Genomic DNA, 16,825 nt, shown 5'->3' on the forward strand with positions numbered 1-16,825 from the left:
CTAGTGAGATGGTGGCTTGGTAGACTGTGCATGGAAGTCGGCTTGATGGTCATAGTTACAAAAAAACCAGCTGGTAAGCTGCTTTAGCGCCTGCTGCTTTTCAAACAGCTGCTTTTGCTGCTGCTCTTTGGCCAATTTAGCGTGCTTTTTTTGTTGACGCGTCAGATTCGCCTCTAGCGCGTCTTGTTGTAAGCGCTGCTGTAAGTCATCAATCTCAGCTGTTAACTGCTGTATTTTTTGACGCTCAGCATCAGATATGCGGCCCTCAGGCTTAGGCTCTAATACGCCGCGATATTCAGCCAAGGGATAGCCACATAAGCTACAATCTCTAGGGGTAATCACATCGCCTTCTTGGGGCATAAAAGCTTTTGGCGGCTTGGGGTACATAAATTTAAAAAACGCCCACATGGCAAGCGCGGTAATTAACAGCGTAAACACAAATGCAAACATAACCCATTTCCTAGTTTTGCGGTCAAAATAGACCCGCTTGGATATCACAATAAAGTTTTGATGTTATACTAAAGGTAATTGTATTTATTTTCGACTACAAAAATCGTTAACAATAGAAACACCCAAAACAAGCTGACACGATACTCTATTTAGCAAGATAAAATACAATAAAACTCGATAAATACCCAGATTTAAGCTTGGGCATATGCATTTATGCCGGGCTGAGTATGACAAACAAAGTAGCCAATAATCTGCAAAATGCAAATGGATTAAGCTACCCCACTAACCTTTATTTAATGCTAATAGCTTGCCTAAAAATGTGACACCAACAAAACTCAATAAGTTGCATTTGACCGGTGATTATTAGCAATAAGACCCATTACGAATAGGACCCAATAATGTCTAATGATAACAGTAGCACGGCAGCAAAAGGAAGTTCGCTGAAATTTGCAATGGCACAGTCCCACTTTATGGTCGGTGACATTCAAACCAATATCGACAAAATGCGTAGTTTGGCTATTGAAGCCCGCGACAATGGTGCTGACGTCATCGTCTTCCCAGAGCTGGCTTTGCTTGGCTATCCACCAGAGGACTTGCTGCTTCGCCCAAGTTTATCAGACCGCGTAAAAGCTGCCCTTAGCTCACTGAGCGATATTAATGATATCGTGATGATTATCGGCTATCCGCATGTCGATTATCATGGCACCTTTAACTCAGCTGCCATTATCCAAAACGGCCAACAAAAGGGCTTTTATCACAAGCAGTATCTGCCAAACTATGGCGTCTTTGATGAGCGCCGCTACTTTGACAAAGGCCGCAATCAAGTATTATTCGACTACCAAGGCGTGACCATTGGCCTGCTGATCTGTGAAGACTTATGGCAAGAAGAGCCCATCAAGGCTCTAAAAGACCAAGGTGCCGACTTAGTGGTTACCATCAATGCCTCGCCATTTGAGGCCGGTAAGCAGCACACCCGTCAAGCCCTATTGAATAAGCGTGCCACAGATAACCAGTTACCAATCATCTATGTCAATGCAGTGGGCGGCCAAGATGACCTGGTTTTTGATGGCGGCTCGATGGCCATTCAGGCCAATGGTGACGTAGCGCATGAAGCCCCTAGATTCTTAGAGCACATGCTGTATGCTACTTATGATATAAAAAATCACACTTTTGATAGCCAAACCAAAGCACCTTTACAGCTCAGCTCAGAGTCTGAGACGTATCAAGCCTTAGTGGTGGGTCTACGTGACTATGTCAATCACTCAGGCTTTGAAGGCGTGATTGTGGGCCTATCAGGTGGCATTGATTCGGCACTGACCTTATGCGTGGCCGTGGATGCGCTAGGCTCTGATAAAGTATATGCGGTTATGATGCCCTATGAGTACACCTCTCAAATCAGCTTAGAGGATGCCCAGGCTCAAGCGCGCCGACTCAATGTTTCCTATACGGTATGCCCCATCCATGATGCGGTAGATGGCATGCGTCATACGTTAGCCCCATTATTTAGCAAGGCCAAAGCAGATACCACGGAGGAAAACATCCAAGCCCGTGCACGCGGCATGGTACTGATGGCGCTATCAAATAAATTTGGCCATTTAGTCATCACCACAGGCAATAAATCAGAAATGGCAGTGGGTTATGCCACCTTGTATGGGGATATGGCCGGCGGTTTTGATGTCTTAAAAGATGTGTATAAAACTCAAGTATACGCTCTGGCCAATTACCGCAATCGCCTAGAAGATACCAATGTTATTCCTGAGCGTGTTATTACCCGTCCTCCTTCCGCTGAGCTACGTCCAGATCAAGTGGACCAAGACAGCCTACCCGATTACGACCTATTAGATGCCATTTTAAAAGACTATATCGACAATGACTTAGGCTTTAATGAGATTACTGCTAAAGGCTTTGACCCTGAGGTAGTGCGTCATGTTATCAAGTTGGTAGATAGAAGCGAATATAAGCGCCGGCAAGCAGCCATTGGCACTAAGATTAGCCACAAAGCGTTTGGTCGTGAGCGCCGCTATCCCTTAGTTAATGGCTGGAGCATTGAAGGCTAACGGGCCCAAAACTGTTCAGTAAATGACCTCTATTACTATAATAAAAGAGCCCTGGTGGCTCTTTTATTATATGCATAACATGCCAATCTTGGGTCTGTCTCAGCTTTTAGTCTCGAGCGCCAAAGATGGCACTGCCCACCCGAACCATAGTTGAACCTTGCTCAATGGCGTCGGCCATATCTGCACTCATACCCATACTCAGTGTGTCCCAGTTAGGCAAATCTGGATGTGCCTGCTTAATTTGTTCAAACAATTGCTTGGTGCGCTCGAAGGCATCACTGCCCTCTTTGGAGGGAATAATCATCAAGCCGCGCAGACACAGATTGCCATAGCCCTTTATAGACGCAATCAAGGCCTCAAGCTCATCAGGCAGGCAGCCCGACTTACTCTCTTCATGATCAATATTGACCTGAATTAATACATTAAGCTTAGGCAAATGGCTTGGGCGCTGAGCATCTAAGCGCTTAGCAATAATATCGCGCTCAATGGTGTGCACCCAGTCAAAAGCCTCAGCGATATCTTTGGTTTTGTTGCGCTGAATATGACCAATATAATGCCAGACAATAGGGAGTGCCGAGCTGACATCCCCATCCACAGACTTAGTGAGCAGCTTGGCCACCTGATGCTGCTTATCCACCGCCTCCTGTAGGTAGTTTTCACCAAAGTGTTTCTGACCAGCTTGAGCAAGCGTGACAATCATATCTGCAGGCTTCGTCTTAGAAACCGCCAGCAAGGTGACCGGCTGCCCAGCGCAGTGTTGCCGAGCCGCCTCAATCTGCTGTGTGACCTGTTGCCAGTTTTGTACCAGTATTGACTGTGTCATAATCTACTCTCTTATTTATTGTAATGGGCGTCGCCTAACTTGTGTCTGCGTTACCATTATAAGTGGTGCGCTCTATTTTATAAATGCACACAAATACTTGCTCCTAAGTACTCCAAGCTTGTTATAGTGGGTGTCCACATGATTCAAGGGATAGATGAGGTGACACACGCTCACGCTTTAGATTCACTCACTGCGCTACTACGCCATACTCAAAGCTTAAAGGCTTCAGATCTGCACCTGTCAGCAGGAATGCCCGCCATGCTGCGAATCGATGGGGAGATAACCTCGACCAATCTACCCGCCTTAACGCATACCCAAATTCAGCAGTATATTGCCAGCACCTTAAGCCCTGCGCAAATGAGTGAATTTGAACAGCACATGACATTGGACTATGCGTTGGATGTGGCCGATGTGGGGCGATTTCGGGTCAATATATTTCAGCAGCACCGAGGTATTGCAGCTGTATTTCGTGCCATCCCCGATGCCCTATTGTCTTTGCAGCAGCTCGACTTATCCAGTGATAATAAGGCCACCTTGCAACAAATAACCCAGCTCAATCATGGGCTGGTATTGGTCACCGGTCCCACCGGCTGCGGAAAATCAACAACAGTGGCCGCTTTGGTTGATCATATTAACCAAACACGCGCCGCCCACATTCTGACCATCGAAGACCCCATTGAATTTATTTATCACGCCAAAAAAAGCTTAATCAATCAGCGGGAAGTGGCGCGCCATACCGCAGATTATACGAAGGCCCTACGCTCAGCTTTGCGTGAAGATCCCGACGTTATTGTGATTGGTGAGCTGCGTGATTTGGCCAGTATACGTTTGGCGCTTACTGCAGCTGAGACCGGGCATTTGGTACTGGCAACGCTACATACCCGCTCTGCGATTAAAAGCATCGACAGAATTGTGGATGTATTTGCGGCCGATGAAAAGGACATGATTCGATTCTTGTTGTCCGAATCGCTACAAGCTGTGATCTCGCAAATATTAATTAAGCGCCCTGAGGGCGGACGAATAGCCGCTCACGAGATTATGGTGGCCACCCCTGCCATCTGCAACATGATTCGTCAAAATAAACTGGCACAAATGTATTCCGCCATTCAAACTGGCCACAGCCAAGGCATGCAGACTCTAGACCAAGCGCTCACCGATCTAATCCAGCGCAAACTTATTAGCCCACATAGCGCTCAGCATCATGCCAAATTGTGCTAGGTGATAAAAAGCGTGAAAGCGCATCTTGTCTCATTTACCATAAAAAAAGCCTGTTTAAAAACAGGCTTTTAGCAATAGGCTTTTAAAAAGGCCAACTCAGTTATGGGCCAAGCGGCGCTATCACCACCTGCTTATTTAGCAGAGTCTTGGCAGTCCTCATTCGGACATAAGCCATAAAGTACCAAGGAGTGACCTGATAACCTAAAGCCGTGCTCCTGAGCCACTTTTAATTGCTCTTGTTCGATATTCTCGTTATGGAATTCAACAATGGTGCCACACACATCACACACCAGATGGTCATGATGTTCTTCTTGAGTGATTTCAAATACTGACAGATTGTTTTCAAAGTTATGGCGCTCAACGATACCGGCCTGCTCAAACTGAGTCAGCACACGGTAAACGGTGGCTAAGCCCACATCTTCACCTTGCTCGATTAAAGCTTTATAAACCTCCTCGGCACTCATATGATGATGCTCAGCACTTTCTAATAGCTCAAGAATCTTGATACGAGGCAAAGTAATCTTTAATCCTGCTTTACGTAAATCCTGATTGGTAAATTTCATTGCGATCCTTATGACGTTATAATTGATGAACGGAACCTAAGATAAGATAACCAATTAATGCAAAATTTAGTTAAATAGTCTCGTAAGTGGTAGGCAATTGCAAGTAATTGACGTATCATTTATCAAAATCCAGCTTTTATGACATCCGCTGGTCTAACTTTGTTATCTTACCGAAACTTAATATCATTTTATAATTACCAAACTACTGGTAATTCTAGTCACTGTCTTTAATCGCTATGACCCAACTCTAGCGATCACAATGGGTAACTCTAAAACGTGAAATTATGAATATATTAAAACACTTACTTTATCCTATCGCTCTTACTGCTACTTTGACACTGACCGGTTGTTCTTGGTTTAGCGTATATACCATTGACCTGCCTCAGGGCACTCCGATCACTCAAAGCCAAGCCCAGCAAATCCAACCTGGCATGACAAAAAACCAAGTGCTTTACTACATCGGTAGTCCCGCCATGCGTGACTCACTTGCGCCAAATCGTTGGGATTACATCTATGATTATAAGCCAGGCACTTACGGTAAACGTGAAGGCAAACAAATAATCAAAAATGCCAGTCAACATCTTATCATTTATTTCGATGATGCCGATACTGTTATAAAAGTAGAGGGTGTTGAGAGCTTACCACAAACCAAGCCATAAGATTTATTGCGCCTTGGCCATTAATGTGTCATACGTGCTGTTAACCAAAAAGCTTGGATTAACAGCACTGACTTCATATTCAATAAGCCGCCACCATTTGTGGGCTCATGTCTAACTTGCTGCTCTAACTTTATACCCTTAGTTTAGCCTCAAGTATCTCAAAGTTATTTTCTATTCTTGTTTGATTGTTGTTGCGGCAATTTATTGCACCGCTCTTTTTTTGCGTTTGCGCATGGGATCAATGGTCAGCGGACGATATATTTCTATGCGGTCATGTGCTTGTAGCTCATAGCTGAGCAGCTTTTTTTGAGAAAACACACCAACCCACCAGTTTTTATTGTCCACTTGGGTATCGTCTTTGTGCGCCTCACACCACAGCTTTAATTGTGGATACACCTCAAGCCACCCTGCCTGCTGCAGCGCCTGCAATAATAAGGTGCCCGCTTTTACTTGCATCTCAAGATACACCGTGTCAGTGGGCTGTGCTGGATTGGGCGAGTAAGCAAGACTGATGGGGATAAGACTCATTGATGTGTTCATGAGACAAACCAACCTACCACAGCGGCAATAATGAGCGCAGGTACTAGGATACGAATGGCCACACGCCATAAGTTATAAATGCCTTCTGACTTGAAGTTCAATGATTTGCGCATGTGGCTAATTTTCATCAACCAGCCTGAGAATATTGCCAAAACCAGAGCACTTAACACGCTTAGCGCAACCAACAGCATCGTCAATACTTTAGGGGTCGCTGTCACTACCAATAAGATGGTCAGCACTATACTAATAACAGTTGCGATGCCTAATCCAAAACGGCCAAAGCGGGTGGCGATTTGGCTGCTGGCGTAATGCATAAAAAATGCCCCGGCTGCCAAGACGCCCAGCGCATATACCAAAGCAGTAACAGGCGCAAAGCTGGTGCTACTAAAAATCAGCGCCACACTGCCGATAACCAACTGAGTTAGCCAGATAGGTAACACTGTTTTGGTCGCAATCTCTCGCGTATTGCGGCCCGCTTCAGCACTGTGATTAGGGTCACGGCTTACTAAAGGATTATTAAACCAGTAAAGACCTGTGCCGACACCGACACTGACCAGCGCCAAAGTCACCGCTCTTGCCCACTCTCCTAGGCTGCTCTCAGTCATTATGAGCGCCAATGAAGATAAATTGGGTAGCGCTGCCATCACAAAAGCAATGGCAATTAGGGCCAAAGACGCAACCAAGGTAGTGGCGCCAAGCAGACTTAATAGTCCCGCTATCACCACCATACCGACCGCCAACGCATAGCCTGGGATATCCAAGGACATGCCCATTTGTGCCGTTGCTTCAAGCACATTGTTACTGACCGCATTGATACTTAGAGCCGCTACTACCAAGGACAATAGCACCGTTAGCCAGACAAAGCTGCGCCATATTGGTGTGGTATCTGCTTGGCGGGTCAACTCTTGTATGCCTTGAGCGGGCGTCTTTTGGCTGCGGTGTGCCAAGCCAATTTCTGCATACAATAGCGGTAGGCCGACCACTACCATGGCCACCAGCCACATCAGCCAGAAGTCTAATTGGCCGGCAGGGCTAGGAACGAACCATCTAAATAACAATAAAGGCAGTAGTGCAGCAATAAACAAAGAAGCAAAACGGTTTTGCATGCTGATATCCATGGATTAAAGTTTGTAATTAAGAGCAAGCTAATTTAACAACCAGCCAATTTAAAAGTAAGCTAGAGCCTAAAACGTTGGGGCTAATCACGCAATTTAAACCACTAAGTGAGGTTTAAATCCCAATTTAAGCACAAAATAAGCCAGAAAATAATAACACCCATAATAACAAAAACCCCGAAGAACGGGGTTGATGTTTGATGATATCTTTTAGGCCAAACTTAATAAACAAGTAGGTCCTAATATCGGCTTAGTGAACCGCACCAATGAACTGTGACAATACTTTGATATCACGGTCAGACAGTCGAGAGGCCACAACCTGCATCATGCCTTTGTCACCCTCTTTGGCTGAGTCATTAATACGCTTTTGATCACGTGTTACATCATCTTCACGACCTGCTGCACGGAACGCTTTAAGCTGAATGCCTAAGTATTCTGGATGCTGACCGCCAATACGTGGGAAGCCTGCATAACCATTACCTAAGCCTTTAGGATCATGACAACCGGCACAAGCAATAACGCCGCGCTTTTTATCACCGCCTAAGAACAGCTTGCTACCTTCAGCGGCAGTTGCTGGGTTACCCGCGAAAGCACCCCAAGGTTTTTGCTGTGAGAAATAACCTGCTACGTTGGCTAAATCCTGCTCAGACAAAGCAGAAATCTGTGCCTGCATGATACCGTTAACACGATATCCGGTTTTAAAATCTCTTAACTGTTTAAACAAATAACGCACATTTTGGCCACCCAAGTTTGGCTGAGTAGGCACAACACTAACGCCAGTCATACCATGACAGGCAGCGCAGTTGTTTTCAACAATTTTTTGACCTGCCGCAACATCATATTTAGGGACAATAAGGGCTGCGCTGGCGCTGATACTGGCAATACATAGGCTGGTGGCAACGAGCAATTTTTTCATTGTAGTCTAATCCTACTAAGTCTTTCATGCGGTAGCTAAATAACTATAACCCTTGACCATAACCAAGCTGCTGAAGTAATTACAGTATCAGCAGCAACAATAATGACTGCGTTACGCCAAATTTAGGCCCAAGCGCTCAGCATATGGTTTAAGTTATAATCACTCACAGAGAATAATTAATACCATTATTATATCAATAGTTTTGTAAAAATAGCTACCCATCCGTGACATATTAGTCAAAGCACAGCAATAATTAGCGCCCATACTACAGCATAAGGGCAATAACACCCAAAAAAGCCCTGATATTATCAGGGCTTTAGCTCATAGTCTCAGCATTTTTTAAATAATATTTAGGGTCGATTGTTTTAGTTGTAATTAACTATTGCCCCGTTTTTATTTAAGCCTAAACAAAACACTACTTGGACATAAATTCAATCAAAGCGGCATAGTCAGCGCTAGACTTACAGTCATTGCAAAGCCCGCCTGCAGGCATTTGTTTTCCACCATTTCTAACCGACTGTACCAAAGCTGGCATGCCTTTTTCTGCTTTTAATTTCGCCCAAACCGCAGTATCGCCTGTTTTTGGGGCATTAAGTGCACCGGTATCGTGGCAAGCGGCGCAGCTGGCTTCATAACGCTGAGCAACATCGGCATTGCCCAATATAGGGGCACCACTGAGTAATATCCCGGCGATTAATGGCATTATGGCTTTATTAAATTTCATTTTTGTTCTCCTTACCTTCGAATGCACCCAGCGTGCTGGCAGACTTTGAGTCAATGTTTCGGCCTAAGGTATTCAATTTGAGTGATGTCTTGGCTTTAACGGATTCGAGGTATCGTACAAAGGGTTAGAATATCTGAGATTATTTATCGAACAGGATGCTTATGTTATGTGATCGCTTATCGCACCCTTTAAAATCAGTAAACAGATATTCACTTAAATACTATTATGAAGGCATTTGTTTAAATTTCAATTAATAACTGACCAGCGTGATAAACTTTTTGTAACCCCTCTTTGTGCAAGAGGCTTTGCCGACCTAGTTATTTAATACATTTATAATAGCATTTTATGGCCACTTTTTAGGTCTATAATGCCAATCAATTGGTTTAATAAAACTAAATATTAACACCTTATATTTTATTTTTATTAAATACTGTGCTTTTCAAAGTTACATCCAAGCAAAAAAAATAACACTTTTGACGGGTAACTCAGCACTGACATGCCTCATTATTCAAGCTATAAAGGGGGGCTATTATCATTAAAGCGTAAGACTGGTTATAATGGGGATAGTTATAAATTTGAGCTGACTGCCCACTTATCTGCCTTTATAGGTAACTATTCTTATATACTTGCCTTTTATTGAATATCTAATTTGCCTTTATTAACTGTTAGTATGTACCTATTTTTATTATTTAGTTCAAAACTTGAGACACCCTATGGCTAATGCACCAAAGACCAAAAAACCCAAAGCACCTCAATATATTGCGCCAGAATCGGCTTCTGACTTATCACATTTGTCTCCCAGAAAGCGCTTAGAACAAACTGAGTTTTTGATGTCAGCGCCTACTTTTAAGCTGTGTCCACCTGACACCGGCTATGAAGTGGCTTTTGCTGGCCGCTCAAACGCAGGCAAATCTTCAGCCATCAATGTATTGACCAATCAGCGCCAATTGGCCCGCTCTTCAAAGACACCGGGACGCACCCAGATGATTAACTTCTTTACCATAGGTAATGAAGAAGCACGGTTGGTGGATCTGCCAGGTTATGGCTATGCCGCTGTGCCTGAGAAAATGAAGCTGGTATGGCAAACTGAACTTGAAGAGTACTTAGTGTCACGTGAGAGCTTGGCAGGTTTGGTACTGTTAATGGACAGCCGCCATCCGCTAAAGTTCTTCGATGAGCAGATGCTACGCTGGGCCAAAGATGGTGAACTACCTGTGCATGTTTTACTCACTAAAGCCGATAAGTTTAAATACGGTCCGGCCAAAAACATCTTATTACAGACCAAACGAGAGCTTGAAAAACTCGATTTGCCCTTTTCGATTCAGCTTTTCTCCTCTCTAAAAAAAGAAGGTATCGATGAGCTGTCTGAAGTCATGGGCCGCTGGTTAAGAATTGATGACCAAGCTGAGTAAATCTACAACCTGAATTTTGTGCCAATTACCCTTAAGCTAGGTTTTATTTTATAATGAGGACGTTTTGACTCATTTATGTGGCCAGTGGCCTATGATTTGATATTTAATAACGCTGGCCCAACCTATTTAAACATTGACCTATTGAGATTAAGGTAGCGCTCATAGCCTGCGCCATAGCTTCAAAGCTTTTCATATTTTATAGCCCCCTTTGAAGGTATTGAGCGTATATTTTAACTTTTGTTTTAACTTAACATATAAGACGGCTTCTATGACTGATTCAACGACTTCAACCCCCGATTACAAAGACACGCTAAACCTTGCAGACACAGCCTTTCCAATGCGAGGTAACTTGGCCAACCGCGAACCTGATTGGCTAAAAGCTTGGGAAGCAGATGATGTGTACGGCAAAATTCGTCAAGCAAAAGCCGGACGTGAAAAATACATTTTGCACGATGGCCCTCCATACGCCAATGGCCAAATTCACTTAGGCCATGCAGTAAACAAAGTCTTAAAAGATATTATTGTTAAGTCCAAAACACTTTCAGGCTTCGATGCGCCTTATGTACCGGGCTGGGATTGTCACGGCCTGCCTATCGAACAAAAAGTAGAAGCCAAAGTCGGCAAAGTGGGTCAAAAAGTATCTGCCACTGAATTTCGTGGCCTATGCCGTGAATATGCACGTAGCCAAGTTGAGCTACAAATGGCTGACTTTAAGCGTCTGGGCGTATTTGGCGACTGGAACAACCCTTATCTGACCATGAACTTTCACCAAGAGGCCAACATTGTACGCGCCTTAGGTAAGATCTACGCCAATGGCTATGTCACCCGCGGCATGAAGCCTGTAAACTGGTGTCTAGATTGTGGCTCATCACTGGCTGAGGCGGAAGTGGAGTATGAGGATAAAACCTCAGATGCTATCTATGTGGCTTTTGACTTAGTGGACCCAAGTCAAGTTTTGCCAGAGGGCAATAACGACAAAACCTCAGCGGTTATTTGGACGACTACCCCTTGGACCTTGCCGGCCAACCAGGCCATCGCGGTCAGCGCGGAGGTTGAATACAGTGTGGTGAATACCAGCAAAGGCAACTTTATTATTGCCAGCGAACTGGTGGATAGCGCCCTACAAGCCTTTGGTCTAGACAACCAAGGCGTTATCACCACCCTAAGTGGCGATAAACTAGAGCTGGTAAAAGCGCAGCACCCGCTTATCGCTGAGCGTCAAGTGCCCATCATTTTGGGCGATCATGTGACCACTGATAGTGGTACTGGTCTAGTGCATACAGCACCTGCACATGGTGCCGACGACTATATTGTCAGCCTACGCTACAACCTATCTGTCGTAAACCCTGTGGCGGGCAATGGCGTGTATTTAGACACCGCCAAAGTCTTCGTGGGCGAGCATATTTATAAGGCTCAGCCAAAGATTATTGCCCAATTACATGACAGCGGTCATCTGCTAAAACATTATAAGATGGAGCACAGCTATCCGCATTGCTGGCGCCATAAGACTCCTATTATTTTCCGTGCCACACCGCAGTGGTTTATCCGCATGGACCATCAAGTAGCCGGCCGCAATAATACCTTACGTGAGCAAACTCTGACCGATATTCCAAACGTCACTTGGACACCGGCCTGGGGGCAGAACCGTATCGAATCTATGGTCGCAGGCCGCCCTGATTGGTGTATCTCACGTCAGCGTACTTGGGGCGTCCCTATTCCCTTCTTTACCCATAAAGACACCGATGAGCTGCATCCTAATACGCTTGAGCTGATGGAAGACATTGCACAGCTGATCGAAAAAGGTGGCGTGGAAGCTTGGTTTGATGCGGATGCCAAAGATTTCATTGGTGATGATGCCAATGACTATGTCAAATCGACCGATACTTTAGATGTGTGGTTTGACTCAGGTACCACACACTTTGCCGTGTTAGAACAAGATGATGCGCTGGTTAATCCAGCCGATATGTATCTTGAAGGCTCAGATCAACATCGCGGCTGGTTCCAGACTTCGTTACTAACCTCAGAGGCGATGTATGGCCGAGCGCCGTATAAGCAAGTGTTGACTCACGGCTTCGTGGTGGATGAAAATGGCCGCAAGATGAGTAAATCTTTGGGTAATATCATCAACCCCCAAGATGAGATCAACAAGACCGGCGCTGATATGCTACGTATGTGGATCGCCTCAAGTGATTACCGTTATGAGATGAATGCTGGTAAACAGGCGTTCAAAGGCGCAACTGATATGTATCGTCGTATCCGTAATACTGTGCGCTTCTTACTGGCCAATACCGATGACTTCAATCCAGAAACTGACAGCCTAGAGATGGATGAGCTGGTAAGCTTGGATAAATACATCATGCTGCGTGCCCAAAAGGTGCAGCAAGCTATTATCACCGCTTATGATGCGATGGACTTTCACCAAGTGACTCAGCAAGTGACCGCGTTTTGTTCACAAGACTTGGGTGGTTTTTATTTAGACATTATCAAAGACCGTCAGTACACCACCATGGCGCAGGGTAAACCTCGCCGCTCAGCACAAACGGCCATGTATCATATTGCTCATGCCTTGCTACGCTGGATTGCCCCTATCTTAAGCTTTACCGCTCAAGAAGCTTGGGAAGCCTTACTAAAAGAGCGTGCAACAGGCGACAACGCTTATGTATTTACTCAAGAGTGGTATCAGCTGCCTGACTTTAGCATGCAAAAAATCAGTGAAGCGGACTGGGCAATTATCTTAGAGGCCAAAGACGCGATTAACAAGGTTATCGAGGGCGCCCGTGAAGCCAAGTTGATTAACGCCAACTTATCAGCGGCCGTCAGTATTTATACAGATGGTGATGTCTATAGCAGTCTGGCCAAGCTAGAAGATGAGCTGCGCTTTGTATTAATCACCAGCTCAGCGGCGCTGCATAAGCTTGATGACAATACCGTAGGTAATGAGACGGAGCTTGACAACCTACGTGTGGCGGTAACCCCAGCCGAGGGCACCAAGTGTGTGCGCTGCTGGCACGTGCGTGATGATGTGGGCACCGACCCAAGTCATCCTGAAATTTGTACCCGCTGCGTCAGCAACATCCAAGGTCCAGGCGAGGTTCGTCATTATGCCTAAGACTTCAGGCAATACCCAGTCAAGCTCTGATGCCGTAGAGACCAAGCCGGCCTATGCGACAGCCACGCCAGGGCTTAGCAAGCGCCCTAGACTGATTGCCAATGGGCCTCGAGCGCTGATGTGGTATTTGTTATCGCTACTGGTTATTGGTCTTGATCAGTGGACCAAGTGGATTGCCAATACCAAGCTTAATTTCCATGAGCCAGTACCCGTTATTGAGCCGATTTTAAATTGGACTTTGGCGTATAACTATGGCGCCGCTTTTAGCTTTTTGGCCGATCAAGGCGGCTGGCAAAAATGGTTTTTTGCTGGCTTGTCGCTGGCGATGTCTGTGTTTTTGGTGGTTTATCTGACCCGCGCCCCGCGCCAAGCCAAGCTGCTTAACGTGGGTCTGGCACTTATCTTAGGCGGTGCTATTGGTAATTTAATTGATCGGGTGCGCATCGGTAAGGTCATTGACTTTATCCATGTGCATTATGCTGATGTGTGGCATTACCCCATCTTTAACATCGCCGATATTGCAATTTGTGTGGGTGTGGCCATCGTGGTGATAGATATGCTATTTTTAGAGGGCAAACGCAACGCCAAATATCAGGCTTAAGCCCGGCTACGCTTTACCGGCTACGTTGCAATAATTAGTTAGCTTTATTTACGCTTTAGTTTTTACCAAAAGCAGCAAGCCCGCTTATAGCGGGCTTGCTGCTTTTTGCTGCGGCAGTTGTTATAAACGCGAGAGCTCACCGCCTGAGATAAGATATAACAAGCCTGCCAAATTAATGAGCACTGTTAAATAATATCTTAGCCGAAACTTGGGCTTTTGGGTTTTATGACGCAGCTGATGTTGAGCGATCATAGCACCCACCCAGCCTCCAAGCAGGCTCAGTACATGCAGCGTACTTTCAGGGGTACGCCAGTTATGCTGCTGCGCCGCTTGCTTGTCTTTGGCATAGACGGCATAAGTCAGCACACCGATAACCACATACCAGCCTAACACATGCCAGCCAATACTGCCCTTAAATACTAATAAGCTTAGCACCCCATAAAATCCAAGCCCCATAAATAGCGGCTGCTTAGATTGAGGGCTGCGATGCGATTGGCTGCGCTTTTTTATTGAAGTTTTTTTCATTTAAGCCTTGTTGTTCTACTGTATTTTGTATTGAAATCAAGCTTGTATATCATTGCTGTCATCACCATAAATATCTATACCCGCCCGTTGATACGTTTGTGGCGGCTTTTGTCGTGGCCTGTGTATTAGCTTTTACACTACGGTGCGGCAACAGTGATCATCACCGATATTTGTTATTCTAAGTATATTGTAGCAAAAACCATTTTTTGCCTATCCTTTGTTTATAGCGTGTTTATAGCGTGTTTATATCGCCCCTTTGATTTGGCGGCGCTAACCTTATTATCTAGATCTGACTATAATGATACCTCCAAATATAATGACCACATCTATGCAAAATCATATTGGCGCATCGCATGACCCTTTAGCCTCCATCTCGCCGACTGCACCTTCTGCCTCGATACCACTAAAGGTGGGGATTATAGGTGGCGGGGTAGCAGGCTCCACCATTGCCATTCGCTTGGCGGCACTGGGTGTACAGACCTATTTGTTTGAAACCAAAGCCAGTTTGATCGATGGGCCACCTATGTGTCATTTACATGCTGGCGGTAATTTGTACCGGGAAATCCCAGACGCAGATTGTGTGGCGCTGCTAAAGCAATCCATTGATATGCTGCGTATGTATCCGCACAGTATAGATGTGCGCCCCACAGTCATTGCCATCCCCAAGCGTGATGACGGAAACCCCAATGACTTGTTGTCCAGACTGCAGCTGCTCACTGCTGAGTATCAGGCAATGATTACCGCCGACCCCGCCAACAAAGTGCTTGGTGAACCCGAAGAATATTACCGCTTATACGACCGTCAGCGCTTAGAGCAGCTTATGGCCTCTGAGACACTGACGCCAAAATCTATGGATCAATGGGTAGCAGCGGCAGCGCGGCAATTGGATCTTAATAAACTTAAGTTTCCTATTGTGGCAGTCAATGAGTATGGTTGGAATATCTTCCGACTGGCAGCTTCAGCACAAACGGCGCTAAACTATTATCCCAATGCACATCTCCTACTCAATACTCAAGTGGTGGACGTCACTGAAGTGGCCTCTACAGCTCAAGTGCAAGTAGCTCATAACCGCAGTGATCAGGATGAACCTAAAACTGCCGTTGATGAGATAACCCATCGAAATGCACGCTGGGAGATTCATTATCACACGCTTGAACATTGTGACCAACACAGCAGTGACCATCCGCTAGATAATACCGAGCCAAATCAGCAGCACTCGATACAAGTAGATTATTTAATCAATGCCTGCGGTTTTAGAACCGGCATTATTGATAATATGCTTGGCGTGCCGGCGCAGCGTATGGTGGAATTTAAAGCCTCTTATGTCACCCATTGGCCACAACCAAACACCGACACTTATGAGTCAGATGCTGTTGATAATCTTGCCCACTGTATTGGCTCAAGCAGTCACACTCACTTACCGGAGATTATCATTCATGGCAAGCGAGGCACTCCGCATGGCATGGTACAGCTTACCCCTTATCCAGAAGGCTATTATCAAATCCACAGCATGAATAAAGCCGTGACTTTATTTAATGATGGCTTGGTAGCGACCACCGATAATGATGCCCAGCCTGAGCTTGAGCCTAAATACTTAGACTTTATCGATGAGGGATGGAATCCCAATACCTTACACGAGCGCAGCCAACGTGCCATTGATCAGGTCAGCGAGTTTGTGCCGCAGTTTGCTACCGCCAAACCCACAGAAAATGCCTTATATGGTGGCCAACAAATCCCAGGCGATAATGACACGCTACGTGTCGCTGATGTGAGCTTATACCCTGAGCTGGCCTATGCACGAGCAGAAAACGTTAAAGCCTCCTCTGCTCTTGAAGCCTCAGATGATATCGTGGCTCAGTTGATTGCCCAAGGCTTGATACAGCCACAGCCTGAATGTGAGTTAGCTCGGCAACAGCATCACTGGTCCTATCTGGCCCCCACCCAAAAGCAAGACATTGATCGCTTGGCGCTGAAGTTTGCAAAAATGCGCGCTTTTCCGCCAGCTATGTCAGGTGTGGTGACTCCCCTATCACCCTAAAACTTGTGACACCAAAAGATAAAAAAAGGGCGGCTTATTTAACGAATAAGCCGCCCTTTTTTTGGGGTGCTGAGT

General features: G+C 45.5%; 15 protein-coding genes. 7 read left to right on the top strand and 8 right to left on the bottom strand.

Annotated elements, in window-relative coordinates; translation table 11 throughout:
- Entirely contained in the window at nt 1-450 is a 450-nt protein-coding gene (locus JMX92_RS05630) for a hypothetical protein (protein WP_110816906.1), read from the bottom strand.
- A 398-nt stretch (nt 451-848) separates the two neighbouring features.
- On the opposite strand from JMX92_RS05630, the gene JMX92_RS05635 reads away from it, so the two are divergent.
- Nucleotides 849-2,507, top strand: a complete 1,659-nt coding sequence (locus JMX92_RS05635) for an NAD+ synthase (protein WP_011961099.1) — start codon at nt 849-851, stop codon at nt 2,505-2,507.
- A gap of 106 nt (nt 2,508-2,613) precedes the next feature.
- Here the strand turns inward: JMX92_RS05635 and JMX92_RS05640 are convergent, their stop codons facing one another.
- Nucleotides 2,614-3,330 (bottom strand): YggS family pyridoxal phosphate-dependent enzyme, encoded by a 717-nt coding sequence (locus JMX92_RS05640; RefSeq protein ID WP_201544405.1) that lies wholly within the window; start codon nt 3,328-3,330, stop codon nt 2,614-2,616.
- A gap of 138 nt (nt 3,331-3,468) precedes the next feature.
- Between JMX92_RS05640 and JMX92_RS05645 the strand changes: the two genes are divergently transcribed.
- Nucleotides 3,469-4,548 (top strand): type IV pilus twitching motility protein PilT, encoded by a 1,080-nt coding sequence (locus JMX92_RS05645; RefSeq protein ID WP_227675276.1) that lies wholly within the window; start codon nt 3,469-3,471, stop codon nt 4,546-4,548.
- 131 nt (nt 4,549-4,679) lie between these two features.
- Here JMX92_RS05645 and fur read toward each other — a convergent pair whose 3' ends face one another.
- Nucleotides 4,680-5,111 (bottom strand): ferric iron uptake transcriptional regulator, encoded by a 432-nt coding sequence (gene fur / locus JMX92_RS05650; protein ID WP_110816909.1) that lies wholly within the window; start codon nt 5,109-5,111, stop codon nt 4,680-4,682.
- A 284-nt stretch (nt 5,112-5,395) separates the two neighbouring features.
- Between fur and JMX92_RS05655 the strand changes: the two genes are divergently transcribed.
- The gene (locus tag JMX92_RS05655; RefSeq protein ID WP_011961103.1) at nt 5,396-5,770 is read left to right on the top strand and encodes an outer membrane protein assembly factor BamE; all 375 of its coding nucleotides are present in this window, start codon (nt 5,396-5,398) and stop codon (nt 5,768-5,770) included.
- A gap of 201 nt (nt 5,771-5,971) precedes the next feature.
- On the opposite strand, the gene JMX92_RS05660 is transcribed toward JMX92_RS05655, so the two are convergent.
- The 4 genes from JMX92_RS05660 to JMX92_RS05675 form a co-directional block, all read right to left on the bottom strand.
- Nucleotides 5,972-6,310: an RnfH family protein gene (locus JMX92_RS05660; protein WP_011961104.1), complete on the bottom strand. Its 339-nt coding sequence runs from the start codon at nt 6,308-6,310 to the stop codon at nt 5,972-5,974.
- Complete coding sequence (locus tag JMX92_RS05665; protein WP_227535092.1) at nt 6,307-7,416, bottom strand: hypothetical protein; 1,110 nt, start codon at nt 7,414-7,416, stop codon at nt 6,307-6,309. The genes JMX92_RS05660 and JMX92_RS05665 overlap by 4 nt, the downstream gene beginning before the upstream one ends.
- 259 nt (nt 7,417-7,675) lie before the next feature.
- Complete coding sequence (locus JMX92_RS05670; RefSeq protein WP_011961106.1) at nt 7,676-8,341, bottom strand: c-type cytochrome; 666 nt, start codon at nt 8,339-8,341, stop codon at nt 7,676-7,678.
- Nucleotides 8,342-8,756: 415 nt separating this feature from the next.
- Nucleotides 8,757-9,065, bottom strand: coding sequence for a c-type cytochrome (locus tag JMX92_RS05675; RefSeq protein WP_201544408.1), 309 nt, complete (start codon nt 9,063-9,065; stop codon nt 8,757-8,759).
- A 713-nt stretch (nt 9,066-9,778) separates the two neighbouring features.
- Here JMX92_RS05675 and yihA point away from each other — a divergent pair.
- From yihA to lspA, 3 genes are all read left to right on the top strand, one after another.
- The gene (gene yihA, locus JMX92_RS05680) at nt 9,779-10,477 is read left to right on the top strand and encodes a ribosome biogenesis GTP-binding protein YihA/YsxC (protein WP_201544410.1); all 699 of its coding nucleotides are present in this window, start codon (nt 9,779-9,781) and stop codon (nt 10,475-10,477) included.
- Between the two features lie 268 nt (nt 10,478-10,745).
- Nucleotides 10,746-13,586 carry an isoleucine--tRNA ligase gene (gene ileS / locus JMX92_RS05685; protein ID WP_201544412.1) on the top strand — a complete coding sequence of 947 codons (2,841 nt, stop codon included), beginning with the start codon at nt 10,746-10,748 and terminating at the stop codon, nt 13,584-13,586.
- The gene (gene lspA / locus JMX92_RS05690; protein WP_110816913.1) at nt 13,579-14,187 is read left to right on the top strand and encodes a signal peptidase II; all 609 of its coding nucleotides are present in this window, start codon (nt 13,579-13,581) and stop codon (nt 14,185-14,187) included. The genes ileS and lspA overlap by 8 nt, the downstream gene beginning before the upstream one ends.
- Nucleotides 14,188-14,307: 120 nt before the next feature.
- Here the strand turns inward: lspA and JMX92_RS05695 are convergent, their stop codons facing one another.
- Entirely contained in the window at nt 14,308-14,712 is a 405-nt protein-coding gene (locus tag JMX92_RS05695) for a DUF1294 domain-containing protein (protein ID WP_201544414.1), read from the bottom strand.
- Between the two features lie 328 nt (nt 14,713-15,040).
- Between JMX92_RS05695 and JMX92_RS05700 the strand changes: the two genes are divergently transcribed.
- Complete coding sequence (locus JMX92_RS05700; RefSeq protein WP_227675277.1) at nt 15,041-16,750, top strand: FAD-dependent oxidoreductase; 1,710 nt, start codon at nt 15,041-15,043, stop codon at nt 16,748-16,750.
- Nucleotides 16,751-16,825 lie beyond the last annotated feature (75 nt).

Source organism: Psychrobacter sp. H7-1 (assembly GCF_904846585.1).
GTDB lineage: Bacteria > Pseudomonadota > Gammaproteobacteria > Pseudomonadales > Moraxellaceae > Psychrobacter > Psychrobacter raelei.